This is a genomic window from Vagococcus fluvialis bH819 (assembly GCF_900163795.1).
Taxonomy (GTDB): Bacteria; Bacillota; Bacilli; order Lactobacillales; family Vagococcaceae; genus Vagococcus; species Vagococcus fluvialis_A.
This window is the reverse complement of the sequence record NZ_FWFD01000018.1, coordinates 23,304-45,158: the sequence shown is the minus strand read 5'-3', so window position 1 is coordinate 45,158 and position 21,855 is coordinate 23,304. Positions and strand designations below refer to the sequence as shown.

General features: G+C 32.2%; 23 protein-coding genes. All 23 read right to left on the bottom strand.

Annotation, left to right across the window (positions count from 1 at the left end; all coding sequences use genetic code 11):
- Positions 1-191: 191 nt before the first annotated feature.
- The 23 genes from FM121_RS13100 to FM121_RS13005 all read right to left on the bottom strand — a co-directional run bounded on the left by FM121_RS13100 (position 192) and on the right by FM121_RS13005 (position 21,818).
- Entirely contained in the window at positions 192-2,000 is a 1,809-nt protein-coding gene (locus FM121_RS13100; RefSeq protein WP_086952637.1) for a VirD4-like conjugal transfer protein, CD1115 family, read from the bottom strand.
- Positions 2,000-2,485: a DUF3801 domain-containing protein gene (locus FM121_RS13095; protein WP_143597089.1), complete on the bottom strand. Its 486-nt coding sequence runs from the start codon at positions 2,483-2,485 to the stop codon at positions 2,000-2,002. The genes FM121_RS13100 and FM121_RS13095 overlap by 1 nt, the downstream gene beginning before the upstream one ends.
- A gap of 36 nt (positions 2,486-2,521) precedes the next feature.
- Positions 2,522-3,616: a hypothetical protein gene (locus FM121_RS13090; protein WP_086952636.1), complete on the bottom strand. Its 1,095-nt coding sequence runs from the start codon at positions 3,614-3,616 to the stop codon at positions 2,522-2,524.
- Between the two features lie 14 nt (positions 3,617-3,630).
- The gene (locus FM121_RS13085) at positions 3,631-3,894 is read right to left on the bottom strand and encodes a hypothetical protein (protein ID WP_086952635.1); all 264 of its coding nucleotides are present in this window, start codon (positions 3,892-3,894) and stop codon (positions 3,631-3,633) included.
- Positions 3,878-4,381 (bottom strand): hypothetical protein, encoded by a 504-nt coding sequence (locus FM121_RS13080; protein WP_143597088.1) that lies wholly within the window; start codon positions 4,379-4,381, stop codon positions 3,878-3,880. The genes FM121_RS13085 and FM121_RS13080 overlap by 17 nt, the downstream gene beginning before the upstream one ends.
- Positions 4,382-4,618: 237 nt before the next feature.
- Positions 4,619-7,480 carry a lysozyme family protein gene (locus tag FM121_RS13075; protein ID WP_086952633.1) on the bottom strand — a complete coding sequence of 954 codons (2,862 nt, stop codon included), beginning with the start codon at positions 7,478-7,480 and terminating at the stop codon, positions 4,619-4,621.
- 115 nt (positions 7,481-7,595) lie between these two features.
- Positions 7,596-10,013: a VirB4-like conjugal transfer ATPase, CD1110 family gene (locus FM121_RS13070; protein WP_086952632.1), complete on the bottom strand. Its 2,418-nt coding sequence runs from the start codon at positions 10,011-10,013 to the stop codon at positions 7,596-7,598.
- Positions 9,967-10,320: a type III secretion system protein PrgI gene (locus FM121_RS13065; RefSeq protein ID WP_086952631.1), complete on the bottom strand. Its 354-nt coding sequence runs from the start codon at positions 10,318-10,320 to the stop codon at positions 9,967-9,969. Before FM121_RS13065 ends, FM121_RS13070 begins: the two co-directional genes overlap by 47 nt.
- Before the next feature lies 1 nt (position 10,321).
- The gene (locus FM121_RS13060) at positions 10,322-11,122 is read right to left on the bottom strand and encodes a type III secretion system protein PrgH (protein WP_086952630.1); all 801 of its coding nucleotides are present in this window, start codon (positions 11,120-11,122) and stop codon (positions 10,322-10,324) included.
- Positions 11,123-11,135: 13 nt separating this feature from the next.
- Positions 11,136-11,363, bottom strand: a complete 228-nt coding sequence (locus tag FM121_RS13055; protein WP_086952629.1) for a hypothetical protein — start codon at positions 11,361-11,363, stop codon at positions 11,136-11,138.
- Positions 11,364-11,379: 16 nt separating this feature from the next.
- A complete protein-coding gene (locus FM121_RS13050; protein ID WP_086952628.1) occupies positions 11,380-11,820 on the bottom strand; it encodes a hypothetical protein in 441 nt (146 codons plus the stop codon).
- Positions 11,821-11,835: 15 nt separating this feature from the next.
- Positions 11,836-11,988: a hypothetical protein gene (locus FM121_RS14500; RefSeq protein ID WP_179203881.1), complete on the bottom strand. Its 153-nt coding sequence runs from the start codon at positions 11,986-11,988 to the stop codon at positions 11,836-11,838.
- Positions 11,989-12,011: 23 nt separating this feature from the next.
- On the bottom strand, positions 12,012-12,161 hold the full coding sequence (locus tag FM121_RS14495; protein ID WP_179203880.1) for a hypothetical protein: 150 nt from the start codon (positions 12,159-12,161) through the stop codon (positions 12,012-12,014).
- Positions 12,162-12,193: 32 nt separating this feature from the next.
- Positions 12,194-12,337, bottom strand: a complete 144-nt coding sequence (locus FM121_RS14490; protein WP_179203879.1) for a hypothetical protein — start codon at positions 12,335-12,337, stop codon at positions 12,194-12,196.
- The gene (locus tag FM121_RS13045; RefSeq protein WP_086952627.1) at positions 12,337-12,696 is read right to left on the bottom strand and encodes a hypothetical protein; all 360 of its coding nucleotides are present in this window, start codon (positions 12,694-12,696) and stop codon (positions 12,337-12,339) included. The genes FM121_RS14490 and FM121_RS13045 overlap by 1 nt, the downstream gene beginning before the upstream one ends.
- Positions 12,697-12,709: 13 nt before the next feature.
- The gene (locus FM121_RS13040; RefSeq protein ID WP_086952626.1) at positions 12,710-13,438 is read right to left on the bottom strand and encodes a hypothetical protein; all 729 of its coding nucleotides are present in this window, start codon (positions 13,436-13,438) and stop codon (positions 12,710-12,712) included.
- Positions 13,438-14,259, bottom strand: a complete 822-nt coding sequence (locus FM121_RS13035; RefSeq protein ID WP_086952625.1) for a hypothetical protein — start codon at positions 14,257-14,259, stop codon at positions 13,438-13,440. The genes FM121_RS13040 and FM121_RS13035 overlap by 1 nt, the downstream gene beginning before the upstream one ends.
- Positions 14,260-15,576 carry an ATPase, T2SS/T4P/T4SS family gene (locus tag FM121_RS13030; protein WP_086952624.1) on the bottom strand — a complete coding sequence of 439 codons (1,317 nt, stop codon included), beginning with the start codon at positions 15,574-15,576 and terminating at the stop codon, positions 14,260-14,262.
- The gene (locus FM121_RS13025) at positions 15,573-15,956 is read right to left on the bottom strand and encodes a hypothetical protein (protein ID WP_086952623.1); all 384 of its coding nucleotides are present in this window, start codon (positions 15,954-15,956) and stop codon (positions 15,573-15,575) included. Before FM121_RS13025 ends, FM121_RS13030 begins: the two co-directional genes overlap by 4 nt.
- Before the next feature lie 16 nt (positions 15,957-15,972).
- Positions 15,973-16,404 carry a hypothetical protein gene (locus FM121_RS13020; RefSeq protein WP_143597087.1) on the bottom strand — a complete coding sequence of 144 codons (432 nt, stop codon included), beginning with the start codon at positions 16,402-16,404 and terminating at the stop codon, positions 15,973-15,975.
- A 36-nt stretch (positions 16,405-16,440) separates the two neighbouring features.
- Positions 16,441-16,689 (bottom strand): hypothetical protein, encoded by a 249-nt coding sequence (locus tag FM121_RS13015; protein WP_086952621.1) that lies wholly within the window; start codon positions 16,687-16,689, stop codon positions 16,441-16,443.
- Positions 16,690-16,763: 74 nt separating this feature from the next.
- Positions 16,764-21,524 carry an InlB B-repeat-containing protein gene (locus FM121_RS13010; RefSeq protein ID WP_086952620.1) on the bottom strand — a complete coding sequence of 1,587 codons (4,761 nt, stop codon included), beginning with the start codon at positions 21,522-21,524 and terminating at the stop codon, positions 16,764-16,766.
- Between the two features lie 36 nt (positions 21,525-21,560).
- Complete coding sequence (locus FM121_RS13005) at positions 21,561-21,818, bottom strand: hypothetical protein (RefSeq protein WP_086952619.1); 258 nt, start codon at positions 21,816-21,818, stop codon at positions 21,561-21,563.
- Positions 21,819-21,855: the final 37 nt, after the last annotated feature.

Here is a 21,855-nt window from a genome sequence, read left to right as displayed (position 1 = left end):
ACTAACTAGATACCTCCTAACTTAAAATAACGTAGTAAAAATTAGATTGAATATAAAAATAAGTTGCCACAATGGTAAAGACTAATGCTAGATAAATATAAACTCGAGGAATCACCTCCTTAAATAAACAAGAAAGGCAAAAGGACCAAATGATTAGTAGTACAAATACAAACATAAAAATTCTCCTTTATTTATGCAGCAATATCATCAGAAACAACTCCATGATTAACCACATTTTCTTTTTTAACCTGATCTAATAATTTTTCAACATCATTTTTATAACGCTTATAACGATACCAACGTTCATCACCTGGGTTGTTAGCAAGTAAATCAGCGTATTCATGGTCACTTACAACATACTTTTCATCTTTAAATACAAACTGTCCTGAGATATACAGTAAGGCTTCATTCCCATTAATTCGGCCTATTTCATCAGGAGTCAATAAATCACGGCCAATAGTATCTCGACTTTCTGAACCGCCACCATTTCTACCTTTATTATGGCTATTTTTCCTAACAGAAATGGTTTGTTTACCAGCACGTTTTGATAAGTATTCAGTTGTTTCCTTTTCGTCACCACCAAGAAAAAGAAGCGTATCACAGGTATTTATCAACGTCGCCCAACCTTTTGGATACATTGTTTTTAACTGATCTAATGCTTGTAGAACTAACACAAGAGATAAGTCCCTACTTCTAAACGTTGCCAGGGCTTTGTCAACATTCGGAATACGTCCAACGTTGGCAATTTCATCTAAATAAAATCTGAAATGATGAGTTTCTCTGAAATCAACAAGGCCTGTTAAAATATCATCTTTGGTTTTTCTAAGAGTTTCCATGGCAGTTGAAATAAAGATTGACGCTAAAAAGTTATAAGCATCATTTGTCTCAGGTATAGTAACAAATACAGCCGTTTTTTCATCTATCCATGACTCAATATCCATCGTATCGTAGCGAATCATATCAACTACTTGCGTATGGTCAAAGATTGAATAACGACCAGCTGCAATTGCTAAAACACTCATACGAGTCTCACCATTATATAAATCATTAAACAAAGTCCACTGTTTATAGGCATAATTATCAGGATGTTTTCTATTTAATTCTTCAAACCACTCTTCAACTGGACTAGGTGTATCTTTCTCTTTTCTCTCAGTTAATCGCAACATATCACCAATCATACCCAAATGAGGTAGATAGTTATTATCTTGTCCGTCGTACCATAAGAAACCTATAAATGCTCGAATTAACAAACCTTCAGCTTGTCTCCAAAAATCGTCGCCACTATTATTTTCTTTCTTTTTTGTCCCTTCAGTAATAGCTTCTAATACTCGGTCAATATCTAACTCAGTTTTTATATAAGAAAATACGTTAAACATATCACTATTTAATAGATTATTTAGGTCAAAAATCTTGATTTTATATCCAGCATCTTCTAATAACTGACCCATTTCTCGTATTAATAAGCCTTTAGGATCAATCGTTAAGAAACTTGAATTCAACTGCATAATATTAGGTTTAATAAATGTAAATGTTTTACCTGAACCTGGACCACCAAATACAACCGCATTCTTATTTTTTTGATGCTCATAAGGTATTCGCTTATTATCTAAGCCCATTCGACTATTTCTAGTAAGAATAATATTATTTTCAGGCTTTTCATCTGAAAATTTTTCTATCTCTTCCACTTTCGCAAATCTTGCAGAACCATGTTCCTCTCCATTTCGGTAAACACCTTTATCATTATCTATGGTGTAAAAAATAAGGCTAACTAGAAAAGCTAGAACACCTAAATATAGCCCTACTACTGATGGTAATAAAAAAACTTGAACAGAATTATCTAATATAATTCCGTTCAAGTCTTTAGTCATTAGATTATGAGTTTTTGAGTACAGGTCATAACCTGGAAGAACCATCCAAAAATTGCCACAACAATAACCAATATAAGCAAGTAATAAACCTCTATATAGATAGGGTTTAAACTCTTTTTTATGTATTTGCATTAAATACCACGTCCTTTATTTAATGCTCTAGTCGTGTAGATATTTCCTTTATAAGCATTAGATTGCTTCACATAGGCTACTTTTTCATCAAAAGTCATTGAACCAGGTTTTTTTAGAATACTTTTGGGCGATTTTTTTATATCTAATATAACCCGTTCTAATGCTTTTTTAGCTAATTCTTGGTCTTTAACTCTAAAGAATAACTCTGTTCCTTCTTTTGTTTCTCTAAAAGAAAAAGGTAACCCTTGATTGTTTAACTGCTCTTTCAACTGGTTAAAATCTACTTTTTCATTTAAAAAAGCAGAAGTGAGAGGATCACTTCTACTCATTAATTTATATAAATTTGTTTCACCGTGCATTGGAAATTGACTATCTTTTAAATTGGTTAATCCTTCCATTGATAAATAAAGAAGAACCTCAATCGTCTTGCCAAACGTTTTAGTACCTGTCATAACGCAACGGTGGACCATTTCTTGCTGTTCCAATGAATCCCTCCTAGCTTATTTTTATTTCTTTTAAAGCTATTCTTCAACTGGTAATTGGAACACATAATACATACTACCTAATTGCGACTCAATATCATTATTAAAAGATTTTTGCCAATTTAGTAACTCATTTTTTCGTTCATTTAAGTAATTCGCTAATTCTTCAGAATGTTTTTCAGTTTCATTTTTTATTTTAATTTGACACTCTTTTTCATAATAATCTGTAATATTCTTCATTTCTTTTTCTTTAATTTGATTGTGTTCATCAACTATTTGTTTTACCAGCAGCTCATAATCAGCTTTTGGTTTCTCAAGTTTTACATTTTTCTCAATTTCTAACTCAATTAATTTATTTTCTATCGCTTTCTTTTTCTTATCTTGAAAATCATTAACAATTGATTCTTTTATATGTGAGCGAGTATCTCTTTGTTTAATTTCTTGTTCTAACTGAGTTAATCTTGACTGTAAAGCTGAACCTACAATATCCGGAAATTCGTTTGAAACAGGTATATCTTTAGTATTTTCTACTTGTACAACTTTCTGAAATTCAACAATTTCCTTTTCTTTTTGGACTTGTTTAGCCAGTAAATCATTTTTAGCTTCTAACTCTAATTTCAATCGCTCAATTTCTTGTTCATACTCTAAATTTTTTTCTTCAGACAATATATTTGAACTTTCAGTTATTTCTATTGGAACAAGGGTTTCCTCTTGCTCCAAAACATCAGTTCCTTTTTTAACTAGTGACTCTAAATTACTAGGTAAAGTGGGTGTTTCATCTACCTCATTCCCTTCATCTTGAACGGTTTCTTCCATTTCTAATAATAGCGATTCATCAAATTCAACTGGTTTACTTTGATAAAAAGGCTCTAATAAGTTAGTAAAATAAGGGTTATCTTCTAATAACGGTAAATCTAAACGCATAGCAAAAATATCTGTATCAATTTTTTTCTTAGTGACTGTTTTTTTAACGATTAACCAGCCACTTTTTCCACGGTCTAGCAAGTCGTTATTAACACCAATAACATAATTAATTAATTGCCCCGCTTCTTTAATTGTTGCTGGTTTTATTTCTTCTGAATGAGCTATGACAAACGTTTCAGCTGGTTTAAACATATCAAATATTCCAAACATAATTACCCTTCTTTCTAGTTTAAGTAAGTATCTTGTTGAGAAGATACTGCTGCATTTTTATTTTCTGAAGATAATTCTGATAATAATTCAGGTAAATCTTGAATTGTTAACTTGTGTTCCACCAACAATAAATTAACTAGATCCATATTGGCTCTATCAAATTCATCTTGTTTAGTCGCAAGCTTTGTTTCCGCTTCTTTCACATTTTCTTTAGCTTTTTCCAATTCAGCACCTAAACGAGTACATTTTTTCTCTGCATCTTTAATTTTCTTCGACATTATTTGTTTCCTCCGTAGTTGTTATTGTTTTGTCATTACTAGTAATCATTTCTTCATCTGAAGTACTATCACTTGATGAAAATTGAGTTGTTTCATCTAATTCGATTTTGTAATTATTGTACCCACCACTATCTATCTCTGTTAACGAAACATAATCAATTTTGTTAACAATAAATTTCTTTCCTTCTTTAAGAAATTCAATTTTTATTGCTTCAGTTTCATTCTGATTTAGTAAAGCATTTCTATCAGTATTTTTTTCTGAACGGTGTGTATACGTATAATTTACTAGGCAAACAGCTGTAGATTTGACTGTATCTACATAAATATCTGCCCTATCGAAAACTTGATTAACGATATAACCTTTATATGCTTGATTAATTGGTTGTTCTTCTTGAGCTTTTAATTCGTTGAACATTGCTACTGAAACCAACGGCTCATAACGATTTCTATTTTCACCAACATCTTTTTTTGTGTAATAAGCTGTCAAAAAATCATTAACTACTTTAGTGGTTAATTCTTTTTTAATCTCCTTGTCTACACTCTTCTTATTCTCTGTTTTTACTTGTTTAGGCTCTTTTTTCCCTATATTCGAACCTAATAAAAACCCCGTAGTAAAGAGTAAAAAACAAGCTAAAATAATCACTATTTTTTTTACAAATTTAAGTTTTTGAATATCTACCATAAATGTAATAGGAAAGAACTTTCTCTTTCCTTTCCCCCTTTTCTATTTTATAAAGCCACGTGGATCTACATGACCAGCATACATACTTGTCATAACTTCAAAATGTAAATGTGGTCCTGTACTTAATCCTGTAGAACCTACAAGACCAATTAATTGGCCTTTCTTAACTGTTCCATTCTCAGACACCATTGCTTTACTTAAGTGTGCGTATCTCGTCCAATAGTTACCTTTTTTATGCTTAAGAACCACATTGATTCCATAAGTATCGCCAACGTCGGTTGCTCTCATAACTACAGCGTCCTCAGCTGCATAAACTTCAGTTCCAAAACCAACGGCAAAATCTAAACCTGTATGGAATTCAGCTACTCCCGTTTTAGGGTTAATTCGATAGTCAAACCCTGATATACTAGCAAGACGATTAGGCAATGGATAAGAAAATTGACCATTTCCTGGGTTTTTTTGACCTCCTGAACTTATATATCGCCACACATGAGCGACATATTTAGAATCCCCATAACCACCTGTTCCACCTGACATCATCATTGCGAAACCAGTTGCTAATTCTTCTGTAAAAGCATAATTATTAGATTTTGTATAAGGGATAAAACCAACACCATAGTTATATGCCTGTACAGCTGTTTTAACGTATTTATCATCCTTATTTATTAACTCTAAGCCAATCAACCTCATATTTCCCCATAAATACCTAACACCTTGCCTTATGCTGGCATCTGTTCCTAGCGTATTTCTAGGTAAACCTAGACTTTCCGAGGACTGCATCACATCTGGCACTCGTCCTCCGCTTTCTTGCATACAAACGGCTAAAACAATTGGTAAGTATTTTTCAGGCATACCAACCTCTTTCATAGCTTGTTTAAACTTAGGTATGAGGGATATCACTTGTGGAGATAACGACATAGAATCATAATCGCTACCTAATAATGTTTCTTGTGTATAGATAACTTTAGGAAAATAGAAAGCTGGATTAACGGCTTTCCACTTAGCTTCTTCTGACTGATACGAAAAGTATTTAATAGAGAGTGTGGCATCTGTTCCCTTACCTATGTATGCTCCTTCAGTAATTGTTTCTCCACCAATAAAACGTGAATTATTAACACCTTTTAAAATTATTTTATGGTCTTTTGACAACTTAATCTCTATTGAATCAGTTCCTGTTATTTTCGATACTGTTCCCGACATAGGGGCAACAATATCAGTTCCTGGCTCACTTTTTACTATTATTTGATTAAAAAGTTTTGCATTCTTCCCTTTTCCTTCATAGCCAAAGCGTCTAGTTACCGTTAATTCTTTTGTTTTAAACGGAAAAGAGAGCTGACCATCCAAAGATAAATAACCATATTCAGACTTGTTTTCTTTGTATTCTGAATAGTCCTCTTTATTTAGATAATAAGAGCTTTTTTTATTTTTAATTAAGGAGTCCATTGAAACAATTTCATAGTTTGGACTGCTTCCGTTTAGTTTGGACCACATAGTAGATAAGTATTTTCTATATGTTTTTGTAAGAGAATATTTTTCATCTAATTGGTAATCTTCAAACCGATAATTCATGTAAAACATGACATCATTAAAATTGGTATAAAATGTATTAGAATCGTCATTATGATCTGTATCTAGTTTTGTCATATATGCCCATGAGTCCGTTAAATCTTCCTCAGTCTGACTTATAGCGTATTGATTGCCTGAAGCAATTCCAACAACGACTAAACATATTAGTATAAAACCCAAAACACTTAACGTGATAGGGTTTGTAGCCACAGCCTTTACAGCTGTTGATAAGGCTTTACTTGCTTGCGATACCATTTTATTTACTTCAAAACTAAATTGAAATTTTTTTTGATTAGAATAAGCCATTAATCGTCTCTGAGACCTTCTAGCTTTCTTCATAAGTTCTGCTCGTGTGGTTAAATGAGGTGGTGTTCTGTAAAAGCCTTTCCCTCTAACTAGGTTATAAGTCTTATTTCCTAAGCCATAACTACCTTTAGCTGTTTTCATTGATAATTTACCAGCTAACTTAGTGACTTTTAACGCTTGTCTCATTTGCATATTGGCTTGTTTGGTTTGTTGTACAAGATTGATTGCTTCACCAAACGTATCGTCTTGTTTGACTGGACTTGTTGTTTTATTGATTAAATCTTGCTTTATACGTGCTTTAGATTCTGTTTTGACTTGATTTCTTACGGCAAAAGGATCATTATTCACTGAATGTTTTACTAATTTTTTGTTAACTTTCACATTCATTTTTGTACGATTTAAGGCTATTTTCTTATCTCTAAGTCCTTTTAATTCTTCTTTTGATAAGTTTTTTTCGTTGTTAATGGCATTTTTTAAAGTATTACTTTCTTTTTTCACTTCGCTTCGCATTAACTTATATTCTTTTTGAGTTACTTTTAAATTGCTCTTAGCTTCTCTTCTAGCTTCTTTAGGTGTTAGGGTTTGTTGATTATTAATTCCCTCTAGTAACAATTCCTTTTTATCTGTTTTAGCCTGAAGTAACTCTCTCTTAGGAACATTGGAATATATTTTTAAATCATTTTTCTGACTTTTTAATTTTTCTTTTATGCCTTCAGTATCTTTTCTAAGAATTTTTGAATGAGCCATAATTCCTTTATCAGTAGGTTTCAGCTTAGAATGTAATAAATTATTGTATTTTTCTTCAGTATTCAAAGCATTTCTATATTGATTTTGTTTTCCTTGAAGAGTTTCAGTAACTAGCTCCTTGCTTTTTAAAAGGCCATTAGAATCATTTGCTGAACTTGTATGATGATGTTTTGCCGTTAAATCTACTGACTGTCTATTGATATCACGGCTTCTTACGTGTTTACTTTCTATTTTAGGCTGTTCCTTTTTGTTAAGTAATTTATCTTTTTTATTTTGAGCTTTCAATCAATAAGACCTCCATTTAAAACAAAAAAAGAGCCTTATAATCTAGTGATTAAAAGCTCTATTTTAGACTAATATTATTTTTAAAAATGCTGATATATCAGCTATTTCTCGTATGTTACGCATCTGTATTCATAATTCTAAACAAGTCAGTATGTTTAGGTATTGAATTTTCAAAAGGAACAATCACACCACCAGCAGAAATCAAACCAGTTCCTGGTTCCACCCTATTACCAACGTATTTTAACAACTTAGGCGGTAATCGAATCATTTCCTCTAATCGCAATAAATCAACGGGTTTTTGACGTAATAGAACGATATACTCACTATTTGATACCATTTTCCTACCTGCTGCACTATCTAATAAAGTAGAAATATTTTGAGTAATACCTGTAGGAATAGCTCCATATTTACGAATTCTAGCCCAAACACTTGTAAACCATAATGAATTTTCTTCTGTATCAAAGTTTTCCTGTAATTCATCAAAATATAAATGAATGGTTGTTTTTCCTTGATTATCAACTACTTGCTTCCAAATTTGGTCAAGAATAACTTTCATAGCAAATGGTTTCAAACGAGCATCTAATTTTTTGATGTTAAAAACAATAAAATTAGCATTCAAATCAATATTCGTTTCATGTGCAAATATATCTTGAGCCCCTATTGTATAAGGTTCAACCTTAGTTGCTAGAAGTCTTGCTGAATCTTCCGGCTCGTTAAGTAAAATATTATGCCAATCAACTAAGGTAGGGTTTCTTGTCTGCCCTTCAAATTGTTCATAAGTTTTTCTTGTTACTCTATCAACAATCGCTGCATCTTCATCTGTAAAAGATTTTAAAATAGATTCAAACAAAGTAGCTAAAAGATTGGCTTTTTCCTTCACTAGGTCCAAGCTTTGATCTTCTTCATCAAGAAGAGATTTATCAGCCATATCTAAAATATTTAAATGATTACTCGTTCCGGTTGAAATATCCAATATTTCAGCCCCAAACTCTTTAGCTAATTCTAAATACTCACTCTCAGGATCAACTATAATAGTTTTATCATTTGGATATCTTAACTTAGAGCCGATAATTTCCCATTTTGTCGTCATACCTTTTCCTGAACCCGAAGAACCAAAAATTAGCCCCCCTGGTGCAATCATTCCTTTTTTCCTATCAACTGTAATCATATTATTAGTTAACTGATTTGTGCCGTAAAAATGGCCTGTAGGGTGTTGTAATTCAACATTTGAAAATGGTATTTGCGTTGCTACATTAAATGAAGTCATATCACGCATATAATTCATTTCAACATCTAAATATGGTTTCCCAATTGGTAAGATAGTATTTAAAGCCTCTGTTTTGTAGTCCTCAATCGTTTCAAAATAAACATCATGATATGAACCAACATCTTTAACATCTTGAATAGCTTGTTTTAAAGAGTGTTCATCATCTTCTAAAACCATAACGGTAAAGATTCCTGAAAATAACTTTTGACCATCCTCTTTAAATTGTTTTCTTAAAGATTCAGTTGATTCTTTAATTTCCTTCGCTTCTCCCGAAACCATATCCTCAGAAACACCAGCTTTAAAGTTTCTTTTTTGTTGTTTAGCAATTTCTGTTTCATTACGAATACTAACAGCTTGCACTTTCTTTTTGGCTTCTTTCATATCATAAGGTCTAGCATGAATACTAATAACACTTTCACGACCAATACTAGTAATCTCACGAATTAAAGTATCTTCTAAGTATTTAGGATATTGCTTAATATATAGGATAGCCCCATACTTTTCTCCCAATTTAAAAAAGACTCTTCCTCGAGGAAATGACATTTTACTAGGACTGATAAAAGCTTTACTAGAAAGGCCCGAAACAGCAATATCCTCATAAGTAGAAATAAAATAATCATCAGGCTTAAGTAATGAAGCCATTACCTTTAATCGCTCTAGTCCTGATATTTTTTCAACAGATAAGTCTACTTCGTTATCATCAAATTGTGTCACATAATTACTAGCAAGAGTGACTAAATTTTTACTTGCTTGTTTTCTAGAATGACTAGCAGTAGTAAATATAGCGTATTTGTCTACTTGAAAGTTACGCTCGTCCTTCTCGTACTGTTGTTGAATAATTTCATTAATTTCTTCTCGGTAATTATCAAATTTATCAGCTTGATATGGTAGTAGCGTCTGATCAATTAAATTTTCAGGAACAGCACGATTAATTACTAAAAGCTGATACCTTGAATGTTTATCTAGTTTATTCAAGGCTTCAGCATAACCGATAACTACATTAGACTGTTCTTCATCTGTTGAAACTTCATAATCAACTTCACCTAATTTAAACATCTGAGAGTATTCATCACCTACTATGTGCATCAGCCCTTCTTCAAACTGGGACGTGTATTTAATAGCTCCTTGTGTTGTAGGCGTTGTCTGTAGTTTAATACGTTCTAATCTTTTTTTCTCCGCTACCTCTTTAGCTAGTAATTCGTCATTATTACTAGCTTTTTTAAATCCTATCTGTTTCTTTGATTGTACTGTCTTGAATAAATTCACTTGCTTCATACCTCCTAATTTGACCTGTTAAATAATGACAATCTTCATATATAAAATAAAGTTGAATTTTTCGCTTTATTTCATTCCAACGGTCCAACAATAGCAGCATAGGGTAAGCCCCCAATAAAAGAGCCGTTAATACGGCTACTATATGAAATGACCAATCGGGTAAAATAAAAGCTTCTGCTACAACAATTCCACTTACAATAACTAATAAAACGCCCGCTTTAAATTGCCGACGCGAAACACCAAATAATTTTTTTTCCATTTGAGATATATCTCGTTGAAATTCACTTTGCATTGCCATCTTACATCGCCCCCATTAATTGTTTTGCTTTTCGTTGTGAACCAATCAGTAGGATAATAATAACGACATATTTACAAATTAGACCAACGTACTCAATCACATTCTTAATGATTGCTCCAGCATTCTGCCAAACAGAACCATCTAATGAATTAAAACTTGAAAAATCATTTGCTGTAAGTATTGGTATTAAACCAAGTATTAATATTAATAATGCTCCTTGAAATACAACCGCCATTACATATTTAAGAAAATTAATGCTAATAGAACGTAATTCATCATGAACAAAAAAGGCAACCATTATTGGTGCAACAGCTTTTATAATGTATAAATCTATTGCTCTTAAAAAAATGATAATCTTTGACGTCCAACTGGCAAAAGCCATTGAAATATAGGTTAATATCCTAAAGAGAAACGGAATAGGTCTTTCCCACATTTTCATTTTCGCTAGTGGTTTAATAACGTCATTTGTTCCTGTTACTACTACAACTGAGTTAATCCATTTGGCCGTCTGAATACCGAACCAAACAACACCATCTACAATTTTGCTTGAAGTCATGATTAAAAAATACGCAACTAAATATTTCATAGCAATACTCAGATAAACATTAGCAGTCAGGCCACCTTCTTCTGAATCAAATTTTTTAGAATAGTTTTGTAATTCTAATAAAAAAAGAATGGCTAAAATAGCGATTCCTACAGGTTGTAGGACAGTCGCTATTTTTTCCATTGCTTGATTAGTTACAGGGTTGTAGGAACTTAATGATTTGAATAACTGGTTAAGTGTTCCTTTAGGAATGTGCATTACCTTGCCCCCTTTAGAATCTTATTGCATTTAGGGCTTGAACTATTACAGTAACAACACCAGTTGCAATCATTGCTGAAGCCCCTCCCCAAAGCATTTGTTGAGACCCTTTTTCAGCTTTCATTGGATCTTCATGTTTTGTTCCTGATTGAAAATTAAAGTAACCGATTAATAAACCGATTAGTCCACTAGCACCAAATATTGTGCCAGCAATTTGTACTATTTTAACAACTGTTGCCATACCTTATCCCTCTTTCCTAATCTTCCCATCCGTCATACACGCTGCTATCTTCAGTTGATGTATCACTTTCTTCAAATTCTTTTAAATTTAAGAATTTATCTATGCTATTCTGCTTACTGCCGTTATATTCTGTTTCCTTGATTTCAATATAAACCGCTTTTCCTTTTAAAAAATTTAGTGTTTCAGGGTTAAAACCGAAGTCAATATCAGGGATATCGACTCCGTTATCTTCAATACTAGCAAGTAAGAAATTAACATTACTTTCTGTATATGAATTCCCAAAAACCAAATAATGAGTAGCTTCTTCTTCGTTTTCACCTGTCACTAACATTCTAAACATTGGAGCACCAGTATTTTTTGAAAACATATTTTTTACTTTTTTAATCGTCGCTGGGTGTGAACCAATACTAAACTCATTCTTTATTTCTTCACGTTGGAGTGGTCTTGTATATTTCATCTACCAAGCACCATACTATTTACTTTGAACAGCTGTAAAAGCATCTGTCATGAATTTAAACATGTCATTTGTAGCTCCAGTAACTCCAACTTTTGCGATTTGAAACACAACGATTGCTAATGCTAAACCAAATAATGCCATTCCTATTTCTTGAATTAATTCTTTCATGTATAATCTTCCTTTTCTTTAAGTTATTTTTGTACTACTTTAAATGCGTTTGTCATAAAATCAAACATGTTGTTTGTAGCACCAGTAACACCTACTTTTGCGATTTGAAACACAACGATTGCTAATGCTAAACCAAATAATGCCATTCCAATCTCTTGAATTAGTTCTTTCAACTTCTTCACCTCCCTTCAATTGCAAAAAAAAATCAATACCTAGGAGTTCGACCTCTTAAATACTGACTAATTGTTTCTATTAAATGTGGGAAAAAATGGTGTAACGCTCCTAATAGAGCGACAATAATTATTCCTAAAAAAACAAATGAACCTACTTCGTAAATCATTTCTTTCATTATCTGACCTCACTTGTAACTGAACAATCTGTATAACGTGTGACTTTTTTATTGATTAATATTTTTATTTCATATTCTTGCTTAATTTGATAATTGATGATTTCACCATATTTTTTTTTAACTCCTAACTCATTTGAAATAATAGAAAAGCGATTGTCAGCGTAAGTTTTACTATTTGAGTTTATTTTTTCCATAGCAGTAGGTGTTAATCCACCATATCTAGCGACGTTTTCATTAACTGTTTTTCTGTAATTTGAAAATTTACTAACTTGAATACCCACGTCCCACACAGATAAACCACACAAAATAAAAATAATTAAAAGAAGATAGTGAATAATATTCGCATTAATTTGTCTCATTTATTCCTCCTCCTTATTGTTGCATTGGTGTCATAACTTGATCAAAGTGCATTACTGCAAATGCCATTAAAATTCCCACAATTAATATCAATGACACATACAAAAATATTCGTCCAAATTTTTCAATTTGATTCGTTTTAATCTCAACAATTTCACCAATTGTATCTAACACCTCTTTAACAGCCATCTGTCCTAGCTCCTTTACAACTGATTTATCATCTGTTGTAAATTGTGAATAGTACAACGTTGTCATAAAATTTTGAGCATCATCTGTCACAGAAAGCTCACGACCAAATTCTTGAAAAGCTTTTTTATTTTCAGGATCTTCCTGAATTTTTCCCATCAAACGAGCAATACTTGATTGAGATTGTTTTGATTTTAACCGAGTAGAAATTTTCCCAAAAATCGTATATAAACTTTCACCACTAGTTAAATACGTATCAACTAAACGAGTAAAAATAGAATAAGAAATTTGTTGATTGTACCTGGCATTTTTGTAAGCTGATTGAATTCGAAAGTATCTTGTTTTATAAGCAAAAAAACCAAGAACAATAAATATAATAGACGCAGTCCAAAGTTTTTGAGTTAAGAAAAACGTAGCAATTAACAGATAAACCAAAGACATCATAAGTCGTTTAAACTGCAACCCTACGGCTTCCTCTTCTGAATAACCAATAAATTCTGCTTTTTCTAAAAAATCTTTTTCCATTGTTTTTATGATAAATAATTGAACTTTATTCACTACATATCAACCTCCAAGACATCATCATCAAAATATGTTTTCATAAAATGAGTCATAGTATGCAACACACCGAATAAATAAAAAATACTTACTCCCCAACCTATTGGATGGTGACTAAAGTATTTTAAGTAATTTTCAAATGTAATTGGTTCTATCCTAAAATGACATGCAATAATTAGTAATAAAATTAATGAATGCCCCGCTTTCGCATATTTAAGAGCTCTATTTTTATTTTCTACTAACATATTTCTAAATGTTTTAATATCATTATGAAAAGTTGTTGTTTTCTTTAATGACTCTAAATTATTAGTTCCTTCAACTGAACTTGTTTCTAAAATATCTATATACTGAGTAAAAATTACATCTTTATCATAATAAGAAGCGAATTGTTGAAAATACTCATGATATTCATCAGTAGAAGCATCTGACAATTGAGAAACAAGAACGATTAAACGCTCTTTAAATTCACCACTATATAAATCTATCATGTCATTTAAAACCACATAGACAGTTATAGAGGGTGCTGACATAACCTGAGTAATATTGTTTACAAATTTATTTCGCTGATCGAATGAATTTCTTTCATAAAATCTCTTGATATTAGCTGGAAACAAAATAAAGTAGCCATAGACACCACCAAAAATGGTCATAGCAATTGTTAATAGAATATAATGCAATAGCAAATGAGCCATTACACCACCTAAGATAGCTGGAATAATAATATTAATAAGATAATCTTCACCTTGAATTGAACGGCCATAAGCGAGCTTAAAAGCTCTTAATTCATCAATGCTATATCTCTTTTTCCCTACCGTTCCCACTTACTCACCCATTTTCTTATGAAATTCTTGACACTCTTTTTCAAAATCAAGTATTTCACTTTCTTTTCCATAATCTGTAATAACTTCTCTCAAGTTATCTGACAGACCATAATATGTAGCTATTAATTCCCCTTTTGCATTTAATCGTTGAGTAAAGATCATTTGAACGCCATCTTTTGTATATTCACACAATTCTTTTATCCAACGATACGTTTTGCCATTGATTTTTCTCTTACTTAATTGAATGCCTATATCTAATGACTCATGAATTTGTCTGATATAGTTTTCCTCATTAATAGGGTAATGTTCCGCAATCATTCCTGTTAGTGTTGACGGAATCGTATAAACAGACTTAGAGTGCATTGTTGAGATAACCTTATGGTCACTCTTTAACAATTGAACTAGATGATAGGCTTCAGATGAACGTACCTCTGTTAAAATAACCCACGTGGCATTTTGACGTTTGGAAGCCTTCAGTAAACTTGAAATCGTCATGTTTCCGCCCTGTTCGGCTGTACTAGAGATATCTTTATCCGGATATAATTCTTTTAAATGCGTTTCCGGAATTTCTTCAATTAGAAAAATAGTTTCGTCAAACGGAATCGGTTCTACTAAATATTTTTGTAATTCTGTTTTAGAAGAACCTACTTCACCAGCTACAAAGATACTTAAATGGCTAGATATAAAAGCCAATAATAATTTTCTAACAGAATCAGGACCAATTGAAAAATAGTCCTTAGAATAAACCATATTTTTTCGACTAATTCTTAAAGCTAAGACTGTTCCATAAGGAGCATTTGATTTATGAATGGCATCTACCCTAACGTTTCCTATTTGAACAGGTAAATTAGGGTGTTCTTTATTAAAATTATCACCTGAAAAGTTAGCATATCTATTTATTAATGCCTGGACTTCTCTTTCTTCGACAGGGTGAGGATACAAATATTTCTTATTAGGATTCTCTATAATAACCTGAGTTCCATTAAAGCGTATATCTGTTGCGGTAGGATCAAGAGCAAGCACCGTTTCAACAAAGCCAAAACCAACTATAGTAGGAATAATTCTTCTTTTTTCATCTTCTGACAATTCTTTCTTTTGTGAGACGATTTGACGAACTATTTTCTCTAACTCTTCCCTTTTTTCTTGATTCTTCAATGAAGCAATCTTTAATTCAGGGTGCTTTAAATCAATATGTTTTTTTACAGCTGTTATGACTTCTTTCATCACTTTTTCTCGTTCCAGCTGTTGCTCAGTAACTCTTTGTGTTTCTTTTAAATTAGGTTGTTGTTCATACAACATATTTAATACTTCTTTCATTCTTTCCCCTTTCCTTCATTAATATTAGCTAATAGCGTTGTTTGGTAGATATTTTTCCCTTCATTTACAACAATTCGAACGCTCTTAACCGTTCCTGTTGCTTCTTTTAAATAGGTAAATGTAACTTGCGAACCTTTTTTAAAATTTTTGGGAATACCTGAGCGAACTTTAGTTTCAAAAGCTTCTTGGTCAAAAAAACTAACTCCTTCAGTAATTCTAGAAGAATAATCAAAATTAGAAACTAGCTCATTTTTTGCCATCACATTTAATTCTTGCACTTTAAAATCTTCTCTATTTGCTGAAAAAAGATAGAAACAAAAACCAAAGATTGCCAGTAATAGAAAACTACCAAAACCAATTAAAAGACCTGTATTTTTCACTTATTTCCTCCTTATCTTACGCATAGATTGTTTTAAACAAATTTAAGGTAGAATCCATTTGACCGCCATAAGTAGAAAAAAGTTTTCTTTTAAACTGAATAGATTGAATCAATTCGCTAACTTCTTTCATAACTTTTTCCTTTGGAATGTACTCAAAACGATATATTTCTAAAAAGAATTGACTTGGCATTTGAATGTAATCCAACGTTAACTGAATAACTGGATATTTGTTAAGATAACCATATTTTGCTTTGTAATACTTTAGATTAATATCTTCAATTGTCACAAGATCTCTAGCTTTTGAACTTAATTCAAAACCTTTCTTATACGCTGTTTGTTTATCAGATAGAGTAGCTAACATCATAATTTCTTCAAGAGCTGCTTTGTAATCTTTATTTTCTAGTCCATTTATTGCAGTTAATAAAATATCGTCTCTTACTTTTGCCATCTTCATAATTCACTCCAATTTAATCGTTTTGACCGTTTATTTTTTTATCCTGGTCTCAAATGAATAATAAATATCATCTACTAAGCACCCCAAAGCTTCAGCTAAACATGCCCATTCATAAGTTTTACGAGGTTTGGTACACAATAACTCACCTTTCTCTATTGATTTTATAGTTAATATCATGTGACCAAATGAACCACATTCTCCATACATTAAGCTTTTTGTTGCTAAATCATCTATAGAAATGCCTAAACTTTCACGTTTAATTTGTAATTTTGACTTCATAACATCCTTTCCTTTCATACTATAATCAATAAAAAAGCACCTCACATTATAAGAAAAATGTCAGGTGCTTCTAGTTATTTGTATCTTAATATTTGATGTACATCAATTCGATCCGTTTTAAGTTTGTTTAATGTTTTCAATTTGTTGTATTGAAGAGAATCACCATAGTATTTTCTAGATAAGCTCCAAAGTGTATCACCATATACAACAATATGAATATTTCCTGTTGTTTTCCATTGAGCCACAAAAGTTTTATCTCCATCAATTGTTAATTTAGAACCTGGTTGGTAAACTTTTCCAGTGTTTTTCTCTTTCCAACCCGTAAATGTAAACTCATAAGTATACTCAATACGACGTGGTTTAGTTGCTGCTAAGGTGTAACTTGTTCCATGTTTAGCAGTAGTTTTCCCTGGTACACTCTTAAGTGATAAGAATTCAGGGGAAATTTTACTATTATCAGTTCCAACAAAATTAATCGAATAAGTTTTTAATTCCCATTGAGCCGTTAAAATCGTATCTCCAGTAACAGTAAACTTACCTCCTATATTGGCATTTCCACCTGTTGATGATTTCCAACCTTTAAAGATATAACCCGTTCTTTTAGGAATCTCAATAGAAATCGTATGGAGCGTTCCATGACTCACTGTTGAAGAATTAAATTGTCCCGTTCCACCGTTTAAGTTATATGATACTGTATACTGTTTTAGTTCCCACACAGCAAGAAGGAATACATCACTTGTCACCTCAATAGAATCACCCACAGAGTAGATTTTGTTATCTACAGAAGATTGCCAACCTTTGAAGTTGTAGCCTTCTTTTGTTGGTACAATTGAACTCACTTGATACTTACTACCGTAATTAACCGTTACTGGACTAACAGAACCATTTCCTCCTGAAACACCGTAGCTAACAGTATATTGATTAATAACCCATATTGCCGTTAACGTTGTATCTTGTTTAATCGTCATATCATTTCCTGATGTATAGAGCCTACTATCTGAAGATGATTGCCAGCCTTTAAATGTATAGCCTGTTTTAGCTGGTACAACTGAACTCACTTTATGAGTGCTTCCATGATTAACTGTTGCGGTAGTAATTGTTCCTGTTCCACCATTCATACTATAAGTAACTGAATATTTCTTAATCTCCCATTCAGCCGTTAAAGTCATATCTTTCATAACAACAATTTGATTGCCTGATACATAAATTTTACTATCCATTGAAGATTTCCAACCTTTGAATGTATAGCCTTCTTTTGTTGGAATCGTAGCACTAACAGTATGTTTTTCGCCATGTTTCACAGTAGCCGAAGTTACAGCTCCTGTTCCGCCATTTAAGTTGTAATTGACCGTATATTGTTTTAACTCCCATACTGCCGTTAATACAATATCTTTCGTTACAATAAATGAATCACCTACTACATAAACCTTGCTATCTTGTGACGATTTCCATCCTTTAAAGACATACCCCTCTTTTGCCGGAATAATATCTCTCACATAAAACAACTGATTATAACCAATTGTTTCACTATCGGGAGTCTTATCTCCGCCTAGTGAATCGTAAGATACTTGATAACGTCCTGTTTCCCATTGAGCCGTTAACGTTGTATCTTCCTCTTGTACGTCGATTATATCCCCAACTTTATAAATTTTTCCATCATAGCTATTTTCAAAACCAGTTAATGAATACCCTAATTTTGTAGCCGTTCCTGTTGGAATTTTATATGTTTTTCCTATAGATTGTTTGCTATTAGTGAAGTTTCCAGTACCTCCGTTAAAATCATAAATAATACTAGAGGTTTCATCTTCCCACTGAGCTATCAAGCGAATATCAACTTCACCTGTTTTAATAATCTCTTTAGGCTGATAAATTTTATTATCAACTGAATTTTTCCAACCAACAAAATGAGAATAAACTTTTGATGGTTGATCACTAGCAATCGTATAGTTTCCTAATGCAAAACTAGTATCATTATCAGGAATATTTTGACCTTCATTTCCAATATAAGTGATTGCTATTTCATTCCTTGACCAAACAGCTTCAAATAAAATATTTTCATTTTCTACTTTAATCGTTTCGTCTTTTTTGTATAATCTATCCCATTTCCAACCTTTAAAGGTAAAACCAGCTTTAGTAGGGTTAGCAATTGAAATTTTGTGCGTAGCTCCTTGAACTTCAGTAACTTCTTGTTTTGTTTGACCATCATCATAAGTTATTATCCGCTTGATAACTTCCCATTGGGCCGTTAACGTTAAATCTTTTGTAATAGTCATAACACTACCAGCTGGCAAAACTTTTCCATCTAGCGAGGATTTCCACCCTTTGAAAGTAAAACCTTCTCTACTTGGATAATCACTACTAATAGTATAAGTTGTTCCAGCCTGTAAATTTTCATTCACAGGGGCCTTTATTCCACCGTTAGCATCATAAACAACGGCTATTTTTTTAGTCGTCCAAACGGCTGTAAATACCACGTTTTCAGAGGGTTTAATGATATCTCCTACTCGATACGTTTTACCGTCTACAGACGATTGCCACCCATCAAAGAAGTAACCTGTTTTGACAGGTATTTCATTTGATATACGGTAAGATTGACCGATATTTACCTTTTCAGACGAAATATTTTTACCACTTTCTCCCTGATAAGTAATTAATACCTGTTCATTTGATTTCTTTTCATAAAAGAAATCTTTTTCTTCATCAGTTAAATACCGTTTTCCTTTGGAAATATAACCAAAATTATCAGGAATTCCATTAGAAAAAGCATTCTTTGAATCTATTGGTTGAATAAGTATCTCGTCAATATCTTTAGTTTTTGAATCTTGTGTCGCAACCATTTGAGCGTAAATATTAATAGTATCTGTCACACTAAAATTAATTTGATTGACTCCTACAGGTTGGTCATTTTTTAACGCTATATTATATTCGCCTAATTCTCCCCATACAGGCACATAAAATTTACGGCCACCATCACGTAGTTCATAACGAATTCGATTATCTTTATTTTCTACTTGTTTATCCATGAAGATATTTCCTGTTTTCTTCTCAACATGAACATGCGGTAGCTGAAATGATCTCTTATCTTTTCCATCAAAATCACTACGTAAAGTTTGTTCTAAACGAACGTCGCTCATTGTATCATTCGCTGATACCTGATAAAAACTATCTACCAGCTTAGAATCAACTTGCATGATTAAGTCATAATCAAACCTAGTCTGTAAATCATTTGTATATGTTGTAGCAAAATCACGTGTAAAACCGTAACCTGTTTTTTGCTCTTTAATTTTATTAGTTGGCATGTCAAACGTTTCATAATATCGTTTAATATCTTTCCCAACTTCTCTCTCTGTCATAACCACACCTTTAAAACTAAGTGTTTCCTTTTCTGAAGCTTTTATTGTTAAGCTAGCTTCAGAAGATGAATAACCTTCAGTATCAACACTCTCATAGCCTTTAGTAATAAAAGTAGACTTCGAATCAATCTTTTCAATTTTGGCAATGTAAGTTACTTTTTGATTGACTGTTAACACATTAGACGGAATAACTGACTCAACAGTTTCAGGTAAATCTTTAATCGTATAAGGTAGTGATAACACTTTTTTTGATGTACTAGCGTCATACACGTTAATCTCTACACTTGATTTATTAGCTTCTGTACTTGTTTGAACCCGCTTTGTATAAATCTTTATCGGTAAACCTTTTTCGGCTTTTCCCGTATAAATCTGAATCTTTTTTAACTGCAATTCAGCCATCTTTTCATTTCGAAAAGTCACATCATTATTTCCTGATTTGACCGTTAATGTTTTAGGCGTAGCATCAAGAATATAATTTTTGGGAGCTTTTGTTTCGGTGATTTGTAATTTATCACCTATAGTAGCTTCACCCCAAGAAATAGAACCATTTTTTCCAGTAGTAACCGACCAAGTTTTACCTGTAGTCATATTTTTTACTTGATATTCAGCTCCTGAAAGCCCAGCACCTGTCGCATTATCTTTTTTTATCACATTACCTTTTGCGGTACGTTTGTAAAAAGTTGCCTTAATATTAGGTATTGTAGTTGGATCATTTTTTTGTTGAATCGATACTAAATTTTGAACATTACCTGATGTTGGTAAAAATAATAAAGCGTACTTTGATAAAACATTTGTATTTGCACTTAAACTAACAGTTCCTGAATAATCTACATTAGCTCTTAGTTTAAATTGTTGCTTTTGACTGAGTGTTACTTTTCCCGATTGGTAAGTTTTATTATCATTTGTTATTAAAGTAATATTTTTGGGTACTGTCACCGTGTAATTAATTCCAGTCCCACTACTTACTGGCTTATACCAACCAGTTTCTTGATAAGTATTTCCGCTTTTAAAAGTAGCTGTTTGAACTTTATTCTGAATATCAAATTTACCTTGAGGTGCATCAGGATTTTTAGCTTTATTGTATAGCCATTTTACTGTTGGATCTTCCATTTGAGCCCTATAGGTTCTATGGCCTAAGTACCAATTCAAAGCCACAAAAGTATCAACATAAGTACTTTCTTTTGAAAAATACCCTTTTTGTTCTGCATAATACAGAATATTATATACTCCTACATCATAATAAACTTTTTCTGCATACGACTGATTTATTGGCCAAGGTTTATCGGGATTAATACAAAACGCTGGAATACCATTAATAGTTATCCAAGGTGTAGATGTTTCATAACCACCATAATATTTCGCAGCTTTTCCCGTACTATTTCCTGTCGCAGCGTTCACATCTTGTGGTAAAAAAATAAAAAGACTAATAAAGAGAAAACTTATCAGCCACCATAAAGAAGGTAAACGTCTTAATTTTTGCATCAAGACACCTCACTTACAATTAAAATTTTCTCTATCTTACATATCATAAGCCAGCACTCCTTCGCTATTAATTCCATTACTTATCAAATTACCAATGACTTCTGACGAAATACCAGTAGCTTCAACAATTGAATTCATACCTATCTGTAAAATCATAGCTACATCTAAGCCATTCCCTCCCGTGACTATTTCAACAGGTGAATTTCCACTAATCACACCAACAACACAACTAGCACCTTCCCTTTGACATTCACGAACCAAATCATCCATCAGTTTTTTGGTCCTTTCATTCATCAAGATTCACCTCCCTTCTCTAACGAATGATAAAAAT